At 69.2% G+C, this 17,170-nt stretch carries 14 protein-coding genes and 4 tRNA genes; 9 read left to right on the top strand and 9 right to left on the bottom strand.

Features of this window, described 5'->3' with window-relative positions:
• Nucleotides 1–8 precede the first annotated feature (8 nt).
• Nucleotides 9–284, bottom strand: a complete 276-nt coding sequence (locus AB0395_RS14130; RefSeq protein WP_366280569.1) for a hypothetical protein — start codon at nucleotides 282–284, stop codon at nucleotides 9–11.
• A gap of 154 nt (nucleotides 285–438) precedes the next feature.
• Between AB0395_RS14130 and AB0395_RS14125 the strand changes: the two genes are divergently transcribed.
• The 5 genes from AB0395_RS14125 (at nucleotide 439) to AB0395_RS14105 (ending at nucleotide 2,824) form a co-directional block, all read left to right on the top strand.
• A complete protein-coding gene (locus tag AB0395_RS14125; RefSeq protein WP_366280567.1) occupies nucleotides 439–2,331 on the top strand; it encodes an N-acetylmuramoyl-L-alanine amidase in 1,893 nt (630 codons plus the stop codon).
• A 90-nt stretch (nucleotides 2,332–2,421) separates the two neighbouring features.
• A tRNA-Gly gene (locus AB0395_RS14120) sits at nucleotides 2,422–2,493 on the top strand.
• A gap of 25 nt (nucleotides 2,494–2,518) precedes the next feature.
• Nucleotides 2,519–2,589: transfer RNA gene (locus AB0395_RS14115), tRNA-Cys, on the top strand.
• 77 nt (nucleotides 2,590–2,666) lie between these two features.
• Nucleotides 2,667–2,738 (top strand) — tRNA-Gly (locus AB0395_RS14110).
• Between the two features lie 14 nt (nucleotides 2,739–2,752).
• Nucleotides 2,753–2,824, top strand: a tRNA-Val gene (locus AB0395_RS14105).
• A gap of 140 nt (nucleotides 2,825–2,964) precedes the next feature.
• Here the strand turns inward: AB0395_RS14105 and AB0395_RS14100 are convergent.
• A complete protein-coding gene (locus tag AB0395_RS14100) occupies nucleotides 2,965–4,152 on the bottom strand; it encodes a pyridoxal phosphate-dependent aminotransferase (RefSeq protein WP_366280566.1) in 1,188 nt (395 codons plus the stop codon).
• Nucleotides 4,153–4,259: 107 nt separating this feature from the next.
• Between AB0395_RS14100 and AB0395_RS14095 the strand changes: the two genes are divergently transcribed.
• On the top strand, nucleotides 4,260–5,033 hold the full coding sequence (locus AB0395_RS14095; RefSeq protein WP_366280565.1) for a GntR family transcriptional regulator: 774 nt from the start codon (nucleotides 4,260–4,262) through the stop codon (nucleotides 5,031–5,033).
• 304 nt (nucleotides 5,034–5,337) lie between these two features.
• Here AB0395_RS14095 and AB0395_RS14090 read toward each other — a convergent pair whose 3' ends face one another.
• The 7 genes from AB0395_RS14090 to AB0395_RS14060 all read right to left on the bottom strand — a co-directional run bounded on the left by AB0395_RS14090 (nucleotide 5,338) and on the right by AB0395_RS14060 (nucleotide 14,686).
• Nucleotides 5,338–6,852: a CoA-acylating methylmalonate-semialdehyde dehydrogenase gene (locus AB0395_RS14090; RefSeq protein WP_366280563.1), complete on the bottom strand. Its 1,515-nt coding sequence runs from the start codon at nucleotides 6,850–6,852 to the stop codon at nucleotides 5,338–5,340.
• A 93-nt stretch (nucleotides 6,853–6,945) separates the two neighbouring features.
• Entirely contained in the window at nucleotides 6,946–7,740 is a 795-nt protein-coding gene (locus AB0395_RS14085) for an SDR family NAD(P)-dependent oxidoreductase (protein WP_366280561.1), read from the bottom strand.
• Nucleotides 7,737–8,921, bottom strand: coding sequence for a glycine C-acetyltransferase (locus tag AB0395_RS14080; RefSeq protein WP_366280559.1), 1,185 nt, complete (start codon nucleotides 8,919–8,921; stop codon nucleotides 7,737–7,739). The genes AB0395_RS14085 and AB0395_RS14080 overlap by 4 nt, the downstream gene beginning before the upstream one ends.
• Nucleotides 8,918–9,472 (bottom strand): isochorismatase family cysteine hydrolase, encoded by a 555-nt coding sequence (locus AB0395_RS14075; RefSeq protein WP_366280558.1) that lies wholly within the window; start codon nucleotides 9,470–9,472, stop codon nucleotides 8,918–8,920. Before AB0395_RS14075 ends, AB0395_RS14080 begins: the two co-directional genes overlap by 4 nt.
• Nucleotides 9,469–10,797 carry an MFS transporter gene (locus AB0395_RS14070; protein WP_366280556.1) on the bottom strand — a complete coding sequence of 443 codons (1,329 nt, stop codon included), beginning with the start codon at nucleotides 10,795–10,797 and terminating at the stop codon, nucleotides 9,469–9,471. The genes AB0395_RS14075 and AB0395_RS14070 overlap by 4 nt, the downstream gene beginning before the upstream one ends.
• A 98-nt stretch (nucleotides 10,798–10,895) precedes the next feature.
• Complete coding sequence (locus tag AB0395_RS14065) at nucleotides 10,896–12,611, bottom strand: hydantoinase B/oxoprolinase family protein (RefSeq protein ID WP_366280554.1); 1,716 nt, start codon at nucleotides 12,609–12,611, stop codon at nucleotides 10,896–10,898.
• Entirely contained in the window at nucleotides 12,608–14,686 is a 2,079-nt protein-coding gene (locus AB0395_RS14060; protein WP_366280552.1) for a hydantoinase/oxoprolinase family protein, read from the bottom strand. Before AB0395_RS14060 ends, AB0395_RS14065 begins: the two co-directional genes overlap by 4 nt.
• 621 nt (nucleotides 14,687–15,307) lie before the next feature.
• On the opposite strand from AB0395_RS14060, the gene AB0395_RS14055 reads away from it, so the two are divergent.
• Genes AB0395_RS14055 through pcp form a run of 3 tightly spaced genes read left to right on the top strand, consistent with a single transcriptional unit; the run spans nucleotide 15,308 to nucleotide 17,166 of the window.
• Nucleotides 15,308–16,144, top strand: a complete 837-nt coding sequence (locus AB0395_RS14055) for a hypothetical protein (RefSeq protein WP_366280551.1) — start codon at nucleotides 15,308–15,310, stop codon at nucleotides 16,142–16,144.
• A 27-nt stretch (nucleotides 16,145–16,171) separates the two neighbouring features.
• A complete protein-coding gene (locus AB0395_RS14050; protein WP_366280550.1) occupies nucleotides 16,172–16,549 on the top strand; it encodes a DUF393 domain-containing protein in 378 nt (125 codons plus the stop codon).
• Nucleotides 16,546–17,166 (top strand): pyroglutamyl-peptidase I, encoded by a 621-nt coding sequence (gene pcp, locus AB0395_RS14045; RefSeq protein ID WP_366280549.1) that lies wholly within the window; start codon nucleotides 16,546–16,548, stop codon nucleotides 17,164–17,166. The genes AB0395_RS14050 and pcp overlap by 4 nt, the downstream gene beginning before the upstream one ends.
• Nucleotides 17,167–17,170: the final 4 nt, after the last annotated feature.

Below are 17,170 nucleotides of genomic sequence, written 5' to 3'. Positions count from 1 at the left end.
ACCGCTCCTTACCCGTAGACGATCCGGCGCAGCTGGCGCAGGGAGAGTTCCGGTGCCGCGACACGACGGGACTGCAGCTCAGCGGCGATCCGAGGGAAGATCACATCGTTGACCAGCCCCCTGGCCTTGAGCTCGGCGTGACGCCGCTGGACGAACTCCTCGACGGGCTCGGAGAAGTAGGCCAGCACGTCGGCCACGACCCGCGCCGCCTCCCCGGGGCCGAGCGCGCTCGTCCGGGTCAGGTGGGCGATCAGGTCCTCGTGGGGATGCCATGCCGTCGACACAGAGGAGGACCATACGCAGCAATGACGGGGTTTACCAAGTTTTCTGCCCGAAATCGGGCAGAAAACATTGCCACGGATCTCCCTCCACCCAGTCATAAGACAATCAGTAATCTCTCATAACTCTGGGTAGCCATCTGGTCGGAAGGGAACCACTATGCGCCATCTGCCAGGGATATTGATCGTTGCCGCTCTCGCCGCATTGCTCCCGCCCACCGCCCGGCAGGCGGCGGCGGACGAGCCGGACGGGCGAGGCCACCTGCAGGAGGCGTTCGCACTGGCCGCCCAGGCGTACGGCGTGCCGGAGAACGTGCTGCTCGCCGTCTCCTACCTGGAGTCCCGGTGGGACGGAAACAACGGCCTGCCCAGCGTCTCCGGCGGATACGGTCCCATGCACCTGATCGACGGCCAGGTCAGGCCCGGGCCTCGCCACCACGTCCACGGCGACCCCCGCGGCGACGAGAGCAGGCCACACCCGATCACGGTCCCGGACATCACCCCGGTCCCGCCGGAGGACACCCTGCACAGGGCAGCGGAACTGACCGGGACCGCCCCCGGCACACTGCGCGCCGACCCCACGGCCAACGTCCAGGCGGGCGCCGCGCTGCTCGCCGACTACCAGCGGCGCGTCGGCGGGCAGCCGGACGCGGGCCCGGCGGGCTGGTACGCCGCGGTCGCGCGCTACTCGGGCTCGGCCGGCACCGCGGCGGCCAGCGTTTTCGCCGACGAGGTCTACGCGACGATCCGCACCGGCGCCACGCGTGTGACCGACAGCGGCGAGCGGATGGTCCTGCCCGCGACGCCAGGCCTGTCCCCGGTACGGCCGCCCGCCGCGACCGGGCTGCGCCGCATGCCCGGCGCCGTGACGCCCGACTGCCCGCAGAGCGTCTCCTGCGACTGGATCCCCGCCGCCTACCAGCGGCTCAAGAGTGGCGACCACGGCAACCACGACCGCTACAACGGGCACCGCCAAATCGACTACATCGTCATCCACGACGGGGAGACCGGCTACGACGTCATGACCCGGCTGGTCAAGGACCCCGACTACCTGAGCTGGCACTACACCGTGCGTTCCAGCGACGGGCACATCGCCCAGCACCTGCGGTGCGACGACGTCGGCTGGCACGCGGGCAACTGGTACTTCAACTCCCGTTCCATCGGCATCGAACACGAGGGCTACCTGGCCAGGGGCGCCTGGTTCACCGAGGCGATGTACCTGGCCTCGGCCAACCTGGTCCGCTACCTCGCAGACAGATACGACATCCCCCTGGACAGGGCACACATCCTCGGCCACGACAACGTGCCCGGCACCACCCCGCAGACCGTGCGCGGCATGCACCAGGACCCCGGCCCCTACTGGGACTGGAACCACTACTTCGAGCTGCTCGGCCACCCATTGACCGCCTCGTCGGACCCCGGCGCACGCTCGGTGCTGATCATGCCCGACTACACCGTCAACCAGCCGCGCTTCACCGGCTGCGCCACGTCCGGCGACTGTCCTCCCAGGAGCGCCGCCTCCGTCTGGCTCTACAGCCGCCCCTCGACCTCGGCCCCGCTCGTCAGGGACATCGGCAGGCACCCCCACGAAGGCTCGACCTACAGCGTCTACGACCACGCCGCCCGCGCCTCGACCGGCCAGCGCTACGCGCTCGCGGGCCGCGAGGGCGACTGGACGGCGATCTGGTACCTGGGGCAGAAGGCCTGGTTCCACGATCCCGCCGACGCCCCGGTTTCGGTGCCCGCCTCCGGGCGCCTGGTGACCCCCAGACCAGGCCTCTCCTCCATCAAGGTCTACGGCAGGGCCTATCCCGAGGTCTCCGCCTACCCCAGGGGCGTCTCCGCGCAGCGACTGACCCCGCTGCAGTACTCTCTGCCGGCCGGGCAGTTCTACAGCCTGGGCATGACGAGCCAGGGGTCCTACCTGCGTTCGGGCGCCACGGCCAGGACGAGGCACCCGATCGTCAGGGGGGACGCACGCTACCGGCAGATCCAATTCGGCCACCGGGTGATGTTCGTCCGCGCCGCCGATGTCCGGGTGGTTTCCCCCTGACGATCCCCCGCGCCCAGCCCGGTTGCGCACATCCGGCCGCTGGAGGCGCTAGAGTTTTCACGTGCACCCGGGCATCAATCCGGGAGCGATGCGGAAGTGGCTCAGTGGTAGAGCATCACCTTGCCAAGGTGAGGGTCGCGGGTTCGAATCCCGTCTTCCGCTCTGGCAGGCCCATTCGGGCCTGACTGGTGGAGTGGCCGAGAGGCGAGGCAACGGCCTGCAAAGCCGTGTACACGGGTTCAAATCCCGTCTCCACCTCAGTGCACTGACACCGGAGCCTCTGGGATCCGGTAAAGTAGCGCGAGTGCCGCGGAGGGGTGACCCGAAGCAGACACGCGGAAGTGGCTCAGTGGTAGAGCATCACCTTGCCAAGGTGAGGGTCGCGGGTTCGAATCCCGTCTTCCGCTCTGATCTCACCCGAGGACGATTAGCTCAGCGGGAGAGCGCTTCCCTGACACGGAAGAGGTCACAGGTTCAATCCCTGTATCGTCCACCGCATCTTTACCAGCTAAGAGGCTAGATCCAAAGATCATGGATCTAGCCTCTTGATCGTTTGACCGTCGGCCGGAACCTCATCAGAAGGCATCGACGTGTTCAAGCCTGTGGCCTACCGGCCGCCGGAGGCGGCATCGTTCATGGGCGGCCTCCCCAGGACTCTCGACAGGCCTGCCCGAGGCGGTGGATCAGTTCGCCGAGCACCTGCTCGTCCGAGCCGAACGTGAGGCGGACATGCGTGTCGGGGGCGTGCATGTCGGCGCCGCGTACCGTCGCGATGCCATTGCGCAGGAGTACGCGGTCGATGTCGGCCGGTGTGTCGCCGAGGCGGGAGCAGTCGACGAGCAGGAAAGCGCCGGCCCCGGGTCGCACGGGCTCGGTGAGGCCGCTCGCGGCGATGCCGTCGCACACGAGGTCGCGCTTCGCCTGGTATGTGGAAAGCGCCTGGTCGAGCCAGTCGCGAGGCCCGGTGAGGGCGGCGATCGCAGCCCGCTGCGGAACCGCTCCACAGCACACCGCATCCCACTGGAGGCGGCGCTCGAGCGCGTCGATGATCGGCGGCGGTGCCAGGACGTAGCCGAGCCGCCAGCTCGCGAGCGCGTAGTACTTGCCGAGGCTGGTGACGGTGACCAGGTGCGGCCAGCGATCGGCAAGGGCCTCCACCGGGTGGTACCGATGGCCGTCGAACGTGAAGTGCTGCCATGAGTCGTCGGAGATGACGAGCAGCCCGTGGCGCGCGGCGATGTCGACCACTGCCGCGATGGTCGCGGCGTCGGGCAGGTAGCCCGTCGGGTTGTTCGGGTTGCACAGGAGTATGGCGCGGCTGCGGGGCGTGACGGCGGCCTCCAGGCCGGCGAGGTCGATTGCCCAGCCATCGCGCTCGCGGGACGGGACGTAGGCGGGCGTCGCGCCCGCCTCGCGGACGGCGCCGTCGAAGAAGTAGGTGGGGGTCGGCACGATCACCTCGTCGCCGGGAGCGAGCACCGTGCGCAGCACGAGGGAGAGGCCGTACTGCGCTCCGTGGGTGATCAGGAGACGACGCTCGGGATCGATGCGCAGGCCATGCTCGCGCTCCAGCTCGGCGGCGATCGCGGCCCGGAGTTCAGGCAGGCCGCGGCTGTCGCGCGGGTCGGGCTGATCCATCGCCTGTGCGACCGCCCGCCTCACATGCTCGGGCATGGGAAGGATCGGGGCGCCCACGAGCGGCAGGACCCGCACGCCGTCGCGTGCGCTCCGCGCCGCGCGGTCGCGCGTGTTCATCGCGCCCAGAGCCGGGAAGTCACTCGCGGCGGGCAGGACCCAAGAATTCGAGGTGCATCGCTGCATAGGGGAAGCATGCCACACTGAGATATCAACAACAATAATAAATATCTCTAACCTTCCTCGCTCAGGCATTCTGCTGTATCAACGCTTCACGTTGGTATCCTGATGAGGTGTTCGATATCCATAGCGTGGCCACCGGAACGCCGCACATCCCCGCGCTGCTGTTGGTCGGCAGGGACGAGACCGGCCTCGACCGCACGAGCCAGGCCTACCGGGCGATCAGGCGCCAGATCATCGACCTGACGCTACCGCCCGGCAGCAGCTTCACTGAGACGTCGCTCGCGCAGCAATGGCGCATCAGCAAGACACCGGTGCGCGAGGCACTCGCGCGGTTGAGGCGCGATGGGCTCGTGACCGCGCTTCCACGCGCGGGCTACGTCGTCAGCCCGATCACGCTCCAGGACACCGACGATCTCTGCGCCTTGCGATCGCTGCTGTCCGGTGAGGCCGCCGGCGCCGCGGCGCGCCTGGGCCTCCCGGCGCCGGCACTCGAGCGGCTCGGAGTGCTGTCCAAGGTGCCCTTCGCGCTCGCAGCGGGCGAAGTGGAACAAGAGGAGTCGCTTCAAGCGGGGATCGAGTTCGAGGGCATCATCGCCAACTTCAGCGGCAACAGCCGTCTCGGCAAAGCGATCGTCGACGTGCTCGACGAGCTGGAGCGCGTCCTGCGGATGGCCGCGTTGATCGATCCCGGCATCGCGAGCCCGCCCGGAGAACTGGAGGCCATCTTCGAGCAACTGCGCGCGCGGGATGCGAACGGCGCCCAGGACGCGATGCGCACGCGGTGCGAGCGCGTGCGTCGCGACGTGCTTCAGGTTCTGACGAAGAGTACGTCCGTGAGCAAGGCGCACATCGAACTGCCGGCGCCGTCACTCCCCCCGGCCTAGTGCCGCGACCAGGGAGACTGGCCGGGGCAGGCACGGTCTTCGACCGTGCCTGCCCTCATCCACCGGTTGTCGGCCGGCGAGCCCGGAACACCGCCGTCAGGAAGCGGTCCACCTCGGCGGCAGCGGAGATCATGCCACCCTCGCCCCACGGGTACGGGCTCTGCCGGGTCACGTCCTGCCCGTCGACGTACACCTGTGCGTGGGGCGAGGGGATCGGTGCGGCAACGGCGTCTGCCGCGGGTCCGCGGAACGACCAATCCCCCGGGGTCCGGCGCGATGCCGATCCGGGGGCCTGGTCGTCCGGTCAGACCGCCGTTGGGAAGTGGAGGTGGCTGCGGTGCTGCGGGCCGCCCTTCGTCTCCTCGGGCCAGCGGCTGGTGACGGCCTTGGCGCGCGTGTAGAACGCGACACCCTCGGGGCCGTGGATGTGATGGGCGCCGAACAGTGACTGCTTCCAGCCGCCGAACGAGTAGAAGGCCATGGGGACCGGGATCGGGACGTTGACGCCGATCATCCCGACCTGCACGGAGCGCTGGAAGAGGCGGGCCGCTTGGCCGCTGGCGGTGAAGATCGCCGTGCCGTTGGCCCAATTGCTGGCGTTGATGAGGTCGATCGCCTCCCTGAGCGAGCCGACGCGCACGACGACGAGCACGGGGCCGAAGATCTCGTCGCGGTAGACGTCCATCTCGGGCGTGACGCGGTCGAACAACGTCGGGCCGACGAAGAAGCCGTCACCCTGGACGTCGAGTTCGCGCCCGTCGACCACGAGTTCGGCGCCCGCGTCGACGCCGGAGCCGATGTGGCCCCTGATCCGCTCGAGCGCCTCCGGCGACACGACCGGGCCCATCTCGGAGCCGGCCTCCAGCCCTGGCCCGACCTTGATCGCCTGTGCTTTTTCGCGCACGAGCTTGACGAGCGGCTCGGCCACGTCGCCGACCGCGACGGCGACCGAGATCGCCATACAGCGCTGGCCCGCCGAACCGTACCCGGCTGCGATCAGATGCTCGGCGGCGTAGTCGAGGTCGGCGTCGGGCAGCACGACGGCGTGGTTCTTGGCGCCGCCGAGCGCCTGCACGCGCTTGCCGCTCGCGGTCGCGCGCTCGTGTACGTACCGCGCGATCGGCGTCGAGCCGACGAACGACACCGCTGCGATGTCCGGGTGGTCGAGGATCGCGTCGACCGCGACCTTGTCGCCGTGGACGACGTTGAAGACGCCGTCAGGCAGGCCGGCTTCGGCGTAGAGCTCGGCGACGAAGTTGGACACCGACGGGTCGCGCTCGGAGGGCTTGAGCACGAACGTGTTGCCGGTCGCGATCGCGATCGGATGCATCCACAGCGGGACCATCGCCGGGAAGTTGAACGGCGTGATCCCGGCGCAGACGCCGAGTGGCTGGCGAAACGAGAAGAGGTCGACGTCGGTCGAGACCTGGTCGGAGTACTCGCCCTTCAGGAGGTGCGGAATCCCACAGGCGAAGTCGATCACCTCCAGGCCGCGGATGAGCTCGCCTCTGGCGTCCTCGAAGACCTTGCCGTGCTCGGCGGAGACGATCCGCGCGAGGTCGTCGAGGTGCTTCTCGACGAGATTGCGGAAGGCGAACATCAACCGCGACCGGCGCATGACAGAGGTGTCGGCCCAGCCCGGTAGGGCGGCGCGCGCCGCTTGCACCGCGGCGTCGATGTCTGCGGGCTCGGCCAGTAGCACGTCGGCCTGGCGCTCGCCGGTCGCGGGGTTCCACACCGGAGCGGTACGGCTCGACTCACCGGCGGTCTCGTGGCCGTTGATTCGGTGCTTGACCGTCCTGACTATTCCTGTGCTCACAGAGAGCTCACCTTTCTCGTCGGGGTGCTCGGTAGGTCTGGTGGCTGTGTTTCGCGTGCTCGTACTCGCGCGTCTGACCCGCGTGCTGTCGCATCAGACGATCAGGTCGCCGCCGTTGATGTCGATGGCCGCACCCGTGATGTACGCCGCGCGGTCGGAGGCGAGGAACGCGACGAGTTCGGCAACCTCCCAGGGCTGCCCGACGCGGGGTACCGGGAACGACTGGGTGGCGCGTTCGAGCGCCTCTTCGGGCAGCAGGGCACGGGCCATCGGTGTGTCGATGAGGCCCGGGCAGACGGCGTTCACCGTGACCCCATCGGGTCCATAGGCCTTCGCCAGGTGCCGGGTGAGCCCGAGGACACCGTGCTTCGCCGTCGTGTAATGAGCGCCACCGGCGGTGCTGATGGTCTTGCCGGCGGTAGAGGAGAAGTTGACGATGCGGCCCCAGCGACCGTCGCGCATCGCGGGAAGCCCTTGCTGACAGCACAGGAACGTCCCGTGCACGTTGACCGCGAGCACGCGGTTCCACTCGGCCTCGCTGATGTCCTCGAACGCGGTCGGCGGTGCGATGCCCGCCGCGTTGACCAGGATGTCGAGTCGCGATCGCTCCGCCAGCAGCGAGGCGAACGCACGGCGGACCTGGTCGCCGTCCGTGACGTCCACCGCGACCGACCGGACGCGGTCCGCCGCCACCGTCAGCGTCGACGCCAGCTCGCCGGGGTCAGGCGCGGTGAGATCGAACACCGCGACGGTCGCTCCGCGACGGGCCAGGGCGTGCGTGGCCGCAAGACCCATGCCGCTCGCGCCGCCGGTCACGATCGCGACCCGGCCCTCGAGCTCGCGACTGTCTGCGCTGGTGGGCGCCCGGAGCCCCTCGGCGGCGGTCATGAGCCGGCTAGGACGGCACGCGCGCGACCGAAGGCGGCTGCCGCGAGTTCGAGCTGATCGGCCGTGTGCGACGCCGAGACCTGTACCCGGATCCGCTCCTCGCCGGCCGGGACGACCGGATGGGAAAGCGGGAAGACGAGGACGCCTTCGCGACGAAGCGCCGCCGCCACGTCACGGGCCAGCGAGCCGCCGCGCAGCATCACGGGAATGATCGGGTGCTCCCCCGGCAGCACCTCGTAGCCGAGGTCGAACAACGCCCCACGGAGCCAGGCGGTGTTGGCAGCCAGGCGCTCCCGCAGCTCGGGGCGCTCCCGCGCGATGCGGATCGCCGCCAGCGCCGCCACGGCCAGCGGGGGAGCCATCGCGTTGGTGAAGATGTAGGGACGCGAGACCTGGCGCAACGTCTCCACGACCGCACGGGCGCCGGCGACGAAGCCCCCGGCCCCGCCGCCCAGCGCCTTGCCAAGTGTCCCCGTCAGCACATCGACGCGGCCCTCCAGCCCGAAGTGCTCGGCGGTGCCCGCGCCGCTCGTGCCCAGTACACCCGTGGCGTGCGAGTCGTCGACCATGAGCACCGCGTCGTAGCGCTGCGCCAGTTCGGAGAGCTGGGGCAGCGCTACGATGTCGCCGTCCATGCTGAAGACGCCGTCGGTGACGATGAGCCGGTGGCGTGCGTCCGCGCACTCGGCGAGGTGGCGCTCGAGCTCGTCGAGGTCGGCGTGAGCGAAGACGCGCCGCCGGGCCCGCGTCAGGCGGATGCCGTCGATCAGGCTGGCGTGATTGAGCGCGTCGCTGAGGACTACGTCGTCCGGGCCGAGCAGGGCGGCGAAGACACCGAGGTTCGCATCGAAACACGAGCTGTAGAGCACGGCGTCCTCGGCTCCGACCAGCTCGGCGATGCCTGCCTCGAGCTCGCCGTGGATCGCCCGCGTGCCGCAGAGCACGCGTCCCGCCGCCACCCCGAGCCCCATGTCGCGCAGCGCCCGCCACGCCGAATCGAGGACCTCCGGATCACCGGCGAGCCCGAGGTAGTCGTTGGAGGCGAAGTTCACAAGCGTCTCGCCGTCCACGCCGAGCGTCGTCCCCTGGGGGCCCGAGACCACGAGGTCACGGCGCAGCCCAGTGGTCACCCGGCGTTCGTCGAGCTCCGTCCTGAGCCGGTCCAGCAACGTGGTGTTCACGCTTTCTCTCCAGGCCAGCCGGCGCAGGGCACGACCTCGAATCCCCGGCTGGGGAAGACGGTGTCCATGAAGAAGTCGTTGATCGCCGGATCGCCGTCGGCGCAACCGTCACGCAGCACGGTCACGTGGTAGCCACGGTCCGCCGCGTCGTAGCACGTCGCAGCCACCATCGCGCTGGTCGCGACTCCGGCGATCACGAGAGTGTCGACGCCGCGGGCGCGGAGCACAAGGTCGAGATCCGTACCGGCGAACGCGCTGGCGCGGCGTTTCAGCACGACGACGTCCTCGTCGGCGACCGGCAGATCGATCTCGGTTCCGGCCGTTCCTTCATGGAAGGCGTCCCCGGCTTCATAGAACGACCGGTACAGCGCGTTGTCCGGCGGCAAATCGGCTCCGTTGCCCCGGAAGGCGAAGTGCACGAACACAACGAGGGCACCGGCCGCGCGAGCGCGCGGGAGCAGTTCGGTGAGCGACGGCAAGACTTGCCTGGCGAACGGGTAGCTGCCCGTGATGCCCCGTTGAAGGTCGCCGATGATCAGTGCGGTGGTCATGAAAGGCTCCCGTCCAGCCGCTCCATCCGGCGTCCCGCGGTGAGCAGGACGGCCAGTCCGGCGGCCATGATGATTGCGATGGCCAGCAGCGCGTAGGTGAAGCTGCCGGTTGCGGACGCGATGGTCCCGGTGAAGTAGGGACCGATGAATCCGCTGATATTGCTGACAGAGTTGATCAGAGCGATTCCGGAGGCGGCGGCCGCTTCGGTCAGGCCGATCGCCGGTATCCGCCAGAACTGGGGCATCGCGGTGATGATTCCGGAGACGCTCAGGCAGACCGCGACGACGAACAGGAGGCCGCTGCTGGTGAAGGTCGCCAGGAGCAGCCCCACCGCACCGAGGGCCATCGGCACGGCCGTAGCCGTGACCGCCGTCAGGCGCGCGGCGAAGCGGGCCCAGGTGAGCAGGACGACCGCAGCCACCGCGTAGGGGATCGCGGACAGCAGCACACTGCTGACATCGGCGGCGCTACCGACGCTGTGCGTGATGGACCTGATCATCGTGGGCAGGAAGAACTGCAGCGGATAGAGCCCGAACGCGATCGCGAACCACGTCACGGCCATCGCCCAGACCCGGCCGCTGGTCAGCGCCTGGCGCAGCCCGGTGAGTGCCCCGTTGGCGCGCTGTTCGGCGGCCTCTGCGGCAAGGATGTTCTCAATGGCGGCCTTCTCCTCGTCGTCGAGCCAGCGCGCGTTTCCTGGGCGGTCGGGCAGGAAGAGGAAGATCAGAACGCTGACGATGACCGTCAAGACGCCCTCGACGAGGAACAGCGCCCGCCAGCCTGCGATACCGAACAGTCTCTGGCCCCATTCGAGCAGCGCGGCGGCCAGAGGAGAGCCGATGATCGAGGACAGTGGGATCATCAGAATGAAGGTCGACAGTGCCCAGGAACGCTGGCGGCGCGGGAACCAGAACGTCAGGTAGAGCAGGATCCCGGCGGCCAGACCGGCTTCGGCGAACCCGAGCAGGAGCCGCGCGATGAACAGTGTGGTCGGGGAGTTCACGGCCGCGGTCGCCGCCGTGACCAGTCCCCACGTGATCATGATCCGGGCGATCCATTTCCGTGCACCGAACCGACTCAACATCATGTTGCTTAGCACTTCGAACAGGACGTAGCCGATGAAGAACAGTCCGGCGGCGAGACCGATCTGGCTGCTGCTGAGGTGCATGTCACGCGACATGGGGGCAGCGATGTAGCCGACGTTAGCGCGGTCGATGTAGCTCGCCACGTAGGCGAGGCCGACCAGCGGCATGATCCGGGTGCCCACCTTGCGCCAGGTGCGGGGCGTGACGATGCTCTGGGGGGTTGCAGCGTTTGAACTCATGGGGGGGTCCAATCGGTCAGTGAAGATGGGATCACCGCGCGATGCCCGAGCTTGACCGGATGCCGGGCGCGCATGTTTTTCTGGACCGAAAGTAACTTTCAGTGCGCCTGGCCTCGCGACCTGGCGGTGGCGTTCGCGTCGATCACACCGTCTTCGGTGATCACGACGCCATAGTCCCGTTCGGCTCCCTCGTGGGTCACCTTGCCGTCGAGGACGTCTTCGAGGACCCGTTCCGGGGCGCGCTCGAAGGGGATGCCGTGCCCGCCCCCGCCGGCGGTCACATGCCGGTGACGGGTTCCCGCGGTCATCACGAAGTGCGGTTTGGACTCCAGCACGCGTTCACCGGGCCCGCCGCGGTCGAGCACGTTGAGCGAGGGAGTCCCCTGGGCGCCGCCTGCCAGCCCGTAGGGCAGGAACTTCCGCCGGTCGGACCTGATCTGCACCCTGGCCTCGGGCGCCAGAAGCGTCATGTCCCGGAAGGTCGCCAGGCCACCGCGCCAGCGGCCCGCTCCACCGCTGTCGGGGAGGTAGCCGTAACCGTCGATGCGGATGTGACCGGAGCGTTCCAGCTCCTCGACCGGCGTATTGGTCAGGTTCGCACCCAGCGAGCTGATCCCGTCGACGCCATCGCGGTCGGGACGGGCACCCCACGCTCCGGCCAGGGGGTCCCACAGCACCATGGACTCCCCGTCCGGCCCGACCAGGCCGATCGCGATCCCGTCGGGTCCGCCTTCTCCGGCGGCGGGCACCCGGGCAGGGAACACCGGGGCGAGCGCCCCGAGCACCGCGTCGATGATCCGGAAGCCGACGAGCCCGCGGGCGCCGCGCGCGGAAGGCCGCTGCCCGTTGAGGATGGAAGCTTCCGGGATGACGAAACTGAACGGCCGGTAGAAGCCGCTGTTGGCCGGGATGTCCGAGGCGAGGACACCCTGCAGGGCGGCGTAGGCGGCGGAGCGGGTGAACGAGGCCGTCGCGTTGAGCGCGGAGTCGACCTGCGGCGAGGAGCCGGTGAAGTCGATCTCTATCCCGGACTCGGACAGCGTGGCCTTCACCTGGATCGGGATCGGCCCGGAGCCGAGGCCGTCGTCGTCGATGTGGTCGAGGAACTCGTAGGTGCCGGGGGTGGCCTCGGCGAGCGCGGCGCGCAGCAGGGTTTCTGAGTAGTCGAGCAGCTCGTCGATGAGGCCGGCGAGGCGTTCGACACCGTGCCGCGCCGCGAGGGCACGCAGGCCTTCGGCCCCGGTGTGGCAGGCCGCCAGTTGGGATTCGAGGTCGCCGCGCAGCAACTCGGGTTCGCGGACGTTGCGCAGGATCAGCCGCAGGAACGTCTCGTTCATGGTGCCGGCCTCGACCAGGCACGACGGCGGGATCTGCACCCCTTCGGCGAAGATGCTCGTCGACTGCACGGCCATCGAACCGGCCGCCCAGCCGCCGACGTCGGTGTGGTTGACGACCGTGACCGTGAATCCCAGGAGGACTTCTTCGGCGAACACCGGGGCGACCGCGAAGATGTCGGGCAGGTGCATGCCGCCCAGGGACGGGTCATTGAGCAGGTAGACGTCTCCTGGCCGGAACCGGTCGCCGAATTCGTCGAAGATCGCCTCCATCGCGTCCGGAATGGACCCCAGGTGCACCGGCAGGGTGTTGGCCTGGGCGATTATCCTGCCCTGGGCGTCGCACAGAGCGGCGGAGAAGTCCATGCTGGACGCGACGAGCTGCGAGTGCGCCGTGCGCAGGATCGTGATCGCCATCTCGTCGGCAAGCCCGGTGACGGCATTGCGGAAGACCTCGAAGGTCACGGCGTCACGGATCATGAGGCGCTCCAGGTGATGACGATGTTGTTGAACCGGTCGCGGTGTACCCGGGCACCGGGGGGAACGAGGGTGGTGGCGTCCATGTCCTCGATGATCATCGGTCCCTCGACGGGCTCAGTGCCGAGGTCGGAGCGTCCCACGACGGGCGTGGGCATGGTCTCGGCGAACCGGCATTCGCGGGTGGTGGGCTCGCCGCCGGCGACGACGGGAAGGCTCAGCACGTCCTCGATGGACACCGGGTTGGGTAGCCGACCGCGTACCCGGAGGTTGACCAGCTCTACCAGTTCGTCCGTGCCTGCCCGACCGTAGGTGCGCTTGTGCTCGGCGTGAAAGCGCGCCCACGTCTCGGCGAGCAGGTCCTCGGTGAGGTTGCCGTCGGGCACCCGGATCCGCAGTTCGAATCGCTGGCCGCGGTAGCGCATGTCCAGGAGCCGATCCACGACGGCGTCCGCTCCCAGTTCCTCGCGCACCTTGGCGGACAGCCGCGCGAACTCCGCGGCAAGCGCGCTCACCTCGGCGAACTCGGACCGGTGTGGGGTGAGCTCGTGGCGTTCGGTGTCGGCCACGAGCAGGCCCAGGCTGCTGAACAGGCCCGGATACACCGGCACTATCACGGTCGAGATACCCAGTTCGCGGGCCAGCGCGGCGGCGTAGAGAGGACCCGCGCCACCGAAAGCGACCATGGTGGCCTCCCGCGGGTCACGGCCCCGTTCGCTGGTCACCGCCTTGACCGCGGTCGTCATGCTCGACACCGCCACCTGGTACGCGCCGCGCGCGGTACCCAGCACGTCGTCACCAAGCTGCTCGGCCACCGGTGACAGCGCCTTCGCGGCCAGATTCGGGTGAATCGCCACGCGGCCGCCGGCGAGCGCCTGCGGGCTGAGGTATCCGAGCGTCACATTGGCGTCGGTCAGGGTCGGCAGCTCACCGCCCTGGCCATAGCAGGCAGGGCCAGGGCGCGAACCCGCGCTGACCGGCCCCACATGGAGCGCTCCCGCCGCGTCGACGGAGATGATGCTGCCGCCTCCGGAACCGACCTCGGCGATGTCGATCGACGGCGCCCGCACCGGATACCCGGCGCCGGAGCTGAGGCCACGGGCACCGTTCATGCCGCCCCCGACCTCGTAGTCGGCCGAGACGAACGGTTCGCCGTGCTCGATCAGGGACGCCTTCGCCGTGGTCCCTCCCATGTCGAACGCGACCACTGTGGACAAGCCGATCAGCTGAGCGAGCTTCTGCACGGCGGTGACACCGGCCGCGGGACCGGACTCGATGATCTGCACCGGCCGCTGCGCGACGGAGGCCGCATCGAGCAGCCCCCCGCTGGACTGCATGACCAGCAGCGGAGCGCTCACCTTCTCTGCCCGCAACCCTGCCTCCAGACGGGTGAGGTAACCGTGTACGGCGGGACCGACATAGGCGTTGACCGTCGCCGTGCTGGTGCGCTCGTACTCGTGCGGCTGCGGGGAGACATCGACCGACGCCGTGACGTACACACCCGGCAGTTCGGCTCGCAACAGCTCGGCGACTCGCCGCTCCTCATCAGGGCGGACATAGGAGTTGAGCAGGCACACGGCCACCGCTTCGATTCCGTCCGCACGCAGCCGCGTGGCCAGCGTGCGAACCTCGTCTTCACTGGCCGGTGGCTCAAGACCTCCGTCGGCCATGATCCGCTGGTCGAGTTCGTACCGATGCCGCCGACGGGCGAGGGGCTCGGGCTTGGACCACGCCAGGTCGTAGAGCACCGGCCGGCGCAGGCGCCCGATTTCCAACACGTCGCGGAAACCGCGGGTGGTGACCACCGCTGTGCGGACGCCGTTCATCGACAGGATCGCATTGGTGGCCACGGTCGTGCCGTGCAGCATCGCGACCACGGCCTCCGGCTGGGCCCCGGCCGAGGAAAGCACGCCGGTGGTCGCCGCCACCACGCCGGCACCGTAGTCGGGCGGGGTGGAGAGAACTTTCATCGGGACGACCTCTCCGGCCGGACCCAGTGCGATGACATCGGTGAACGTGCCGCCGATGTCGGCGCCGACTCGCCAGCCGGCCGGTCGAGGATCGTGACTGGGGGGCACTGAGATCTCCTTCGTTCGACAAGCGACTGGGATTACAGTAAGTGTGAGTTGAGATATCAGCAACCCTACTTTGCCGTTTTTTATGAGCCGTGTGATAGGGCAACGTGTGTGCGACTCGGGCAGGGCACTGACCGGCACGGGACCGCCGGACGGGCACACGAGCACGCCTGCATCCGCCTTGGTTCCGCTGATCGCTACCTAGTTCCTCGACTGGACATGCATGATCACGCCAACATGCGAACGCCGGACCCGAAGGTCATCCCGCTTGGTCTTGTGCGTGATCGTCTGGGAGTCCCAGGACGTGCGGAGGCAGACACCGACCTTGGCATCCCGCCGGGCAATGGGCCTCTTGTGTTCCCGATCGTTTCGAGGTGTCGCCGACACCGGTGCGGGAGCGCGGCCGTCCAAAGCGCGCAGATGATCGCTGCAGCACGGGGCCTTCCGGGAGGGCCGGATGTCACGTTCCGGTTTTCACACGCGGCTCTTACCACCGAAGAGGCAACATGGAGGGACGCATAACGTAAAACGGTTAACGCTACGCTTGTCAGCCGTGGCGGAGGGGGCGAGCCTGTGCACCGCGTAGTGGTCGATCCGGAGGTACCGGCGGACGTTGCCAGCCTCATGCGCCGGAACGGGCCGCTACTCTCCCGCTTCAGATCCGGCTGGAACCCGGAGCCCGACGGCACGCCGCGGGTCCCTGCCGGGCTCGTGGCCGCCTTCGGCGGCACCGTGCTGCTGGGTCTGGGCGGCACAGCGCTCGCCGGGGTGCCGGTGGTCTTCTCCATCACCGCGGCCGTCATCTGCCTGATCGTCCTCGCCTGCGTCTATCTCGCGACGAAACCCGCTCCGGCCGACTCCGTCGAGCGCGTCCTGTATCGGCACTCGCGGCACTACCACGGGCGTTATCTGATCCTGGAGGACTTCGACTACGCCGCCAGGGAGCTGCTCGGCCGGGCGCAACGGGCGATCGACCACATCCTGCGCTCCCGGGTCAACGTCATAGGCATGCTCGACAGTGTGCGGAACGCGGTGATGCTCCCCGCTGAGGAGTGGGAGATAGCCCGGCTGCTGACCAAGCTGTCCGAGCTGCGGGCCAGGCACCGTCACCTGGCCCGCGGCGGCAGGAGTCCCGAGGTCGCCGCCGCGATGGCGCCGATGGAGCGGGCGCTCGCCGCGAGCGAGGCCGCCGTCGTCGCGCGGGTCAAGGCACTGGAACGCTACGCGGCCCACGTGACGCAGGCCGACCGCGTCCTCGTCTCCCAGGGCCAGATCGAGGTGCTGCGCGCGCACCTGCCGGACTATGAGCAGTTGGTCGCCGAGACGGGCGCCGCCCGCTTCCTCGCCCCGGAGATCGGCCACCTGAGCGAGGACGCCGACCACCTTCGGCGCGCTCTGCGAGACAGCCTCCACTCCGCCCACGAGGCGTTCCGCCATCTCGACGGGCCCGGCTCCAGCTGATCGAATCGCCTGGGTAGTGTCTGTTCCATGACGGGACAACCGGTGCTGTTGTACGACGGCGACTGCGGCTTCTGCACCACCAGCGTCCGGTTCGCCGAACGCAGGATCGGTCTCGGGGCCCGCGCGGTGCCCTGGCAGTTCGCGGACCTGGCGGCGCTCGGCACCACGCGGGAGCGCGCGGATCACGAAGTCCTGTGGATCGAGCGCGACCGGGTGTACGGCGGGGCGCAGGCGGTCGCCAGGCTGCTGATCGCCGCCGGAGCGCCGTGGAACCTGGCCGGGTTCGCGCTGCGAGTACCGCCGCTGCGCTGGGTGGCGCACTGGGTCTACCGGCTGGTCTCCGCCAACCGCCACCGCCTCCCCGGCGGCACCCCGGCCTGCGCCCTGCCCGCGGACCGGCGATGAACGTCCTGCTCACCGGCTTCGAGCCGTTCGACGGCGCCTCGGTCAACCCGTCCTGGGAGGCGGTCAGGCTCGTGCAGGGGGTGCGGGCCGTACAGCTGCCGTGCGTGTTCGGCGAGACGCTGGAACGACTGCGGGCGGCGGTGCTCGAGCACGATCCCGCGGTGATCGTCTGTGTCGGGCAGGCGGGGGGCAGGCCAGATGTGACGGTCGAGCGGGTGGCCGTCAACCTCGACGACGCCCGCATCCCGGACAATGCGGGACGGCAACCGATCGACGAGCCCGTGGTGCGAGGCGGTCCCGCCGCCTACTTCGCCACGCTGCCGGTCAAGGCCTGCGTCGCGGCGGCCAGGGCGGCCTCGGTGCCCGCGAGCGTGTCGCAGAGCGCGGGGACGTTCGTCTGCAACCACCTCTTCTACGGCCTCATGCACCTGATCGCCACCGAGCGCCCCGGAGTCCGCGGCGGTTTCGTGCACGTGCCGTTCACCCCAGAACAGACCCTCGGCACCGCCCGGCCCTCCATGCCCGTCACGATGGCGGCCGCCGCGCTGACCGCGATCGTGACCGCCGCCGTCTCCATGGGGAACGACCTGCGCCTAGTCGGCGGCTCCCTGCACTGACCCC

The sequence above is a fragment of the Streptosporangium sp. NPDC051023 genome, assembly GCF_040689595.1.
In the GTDB taxonomy this organism is placed as follows: domain Bacteria; phylum Actinomycetota; class Actinomycetes; order Streptosporangiales; family Streptosporangiaceae; genus Streptosporangium.
Note: the sequence above shows the minus strand (reverse complement) of the source record. Positions and strands in the feature narration are given on the sequence as shown.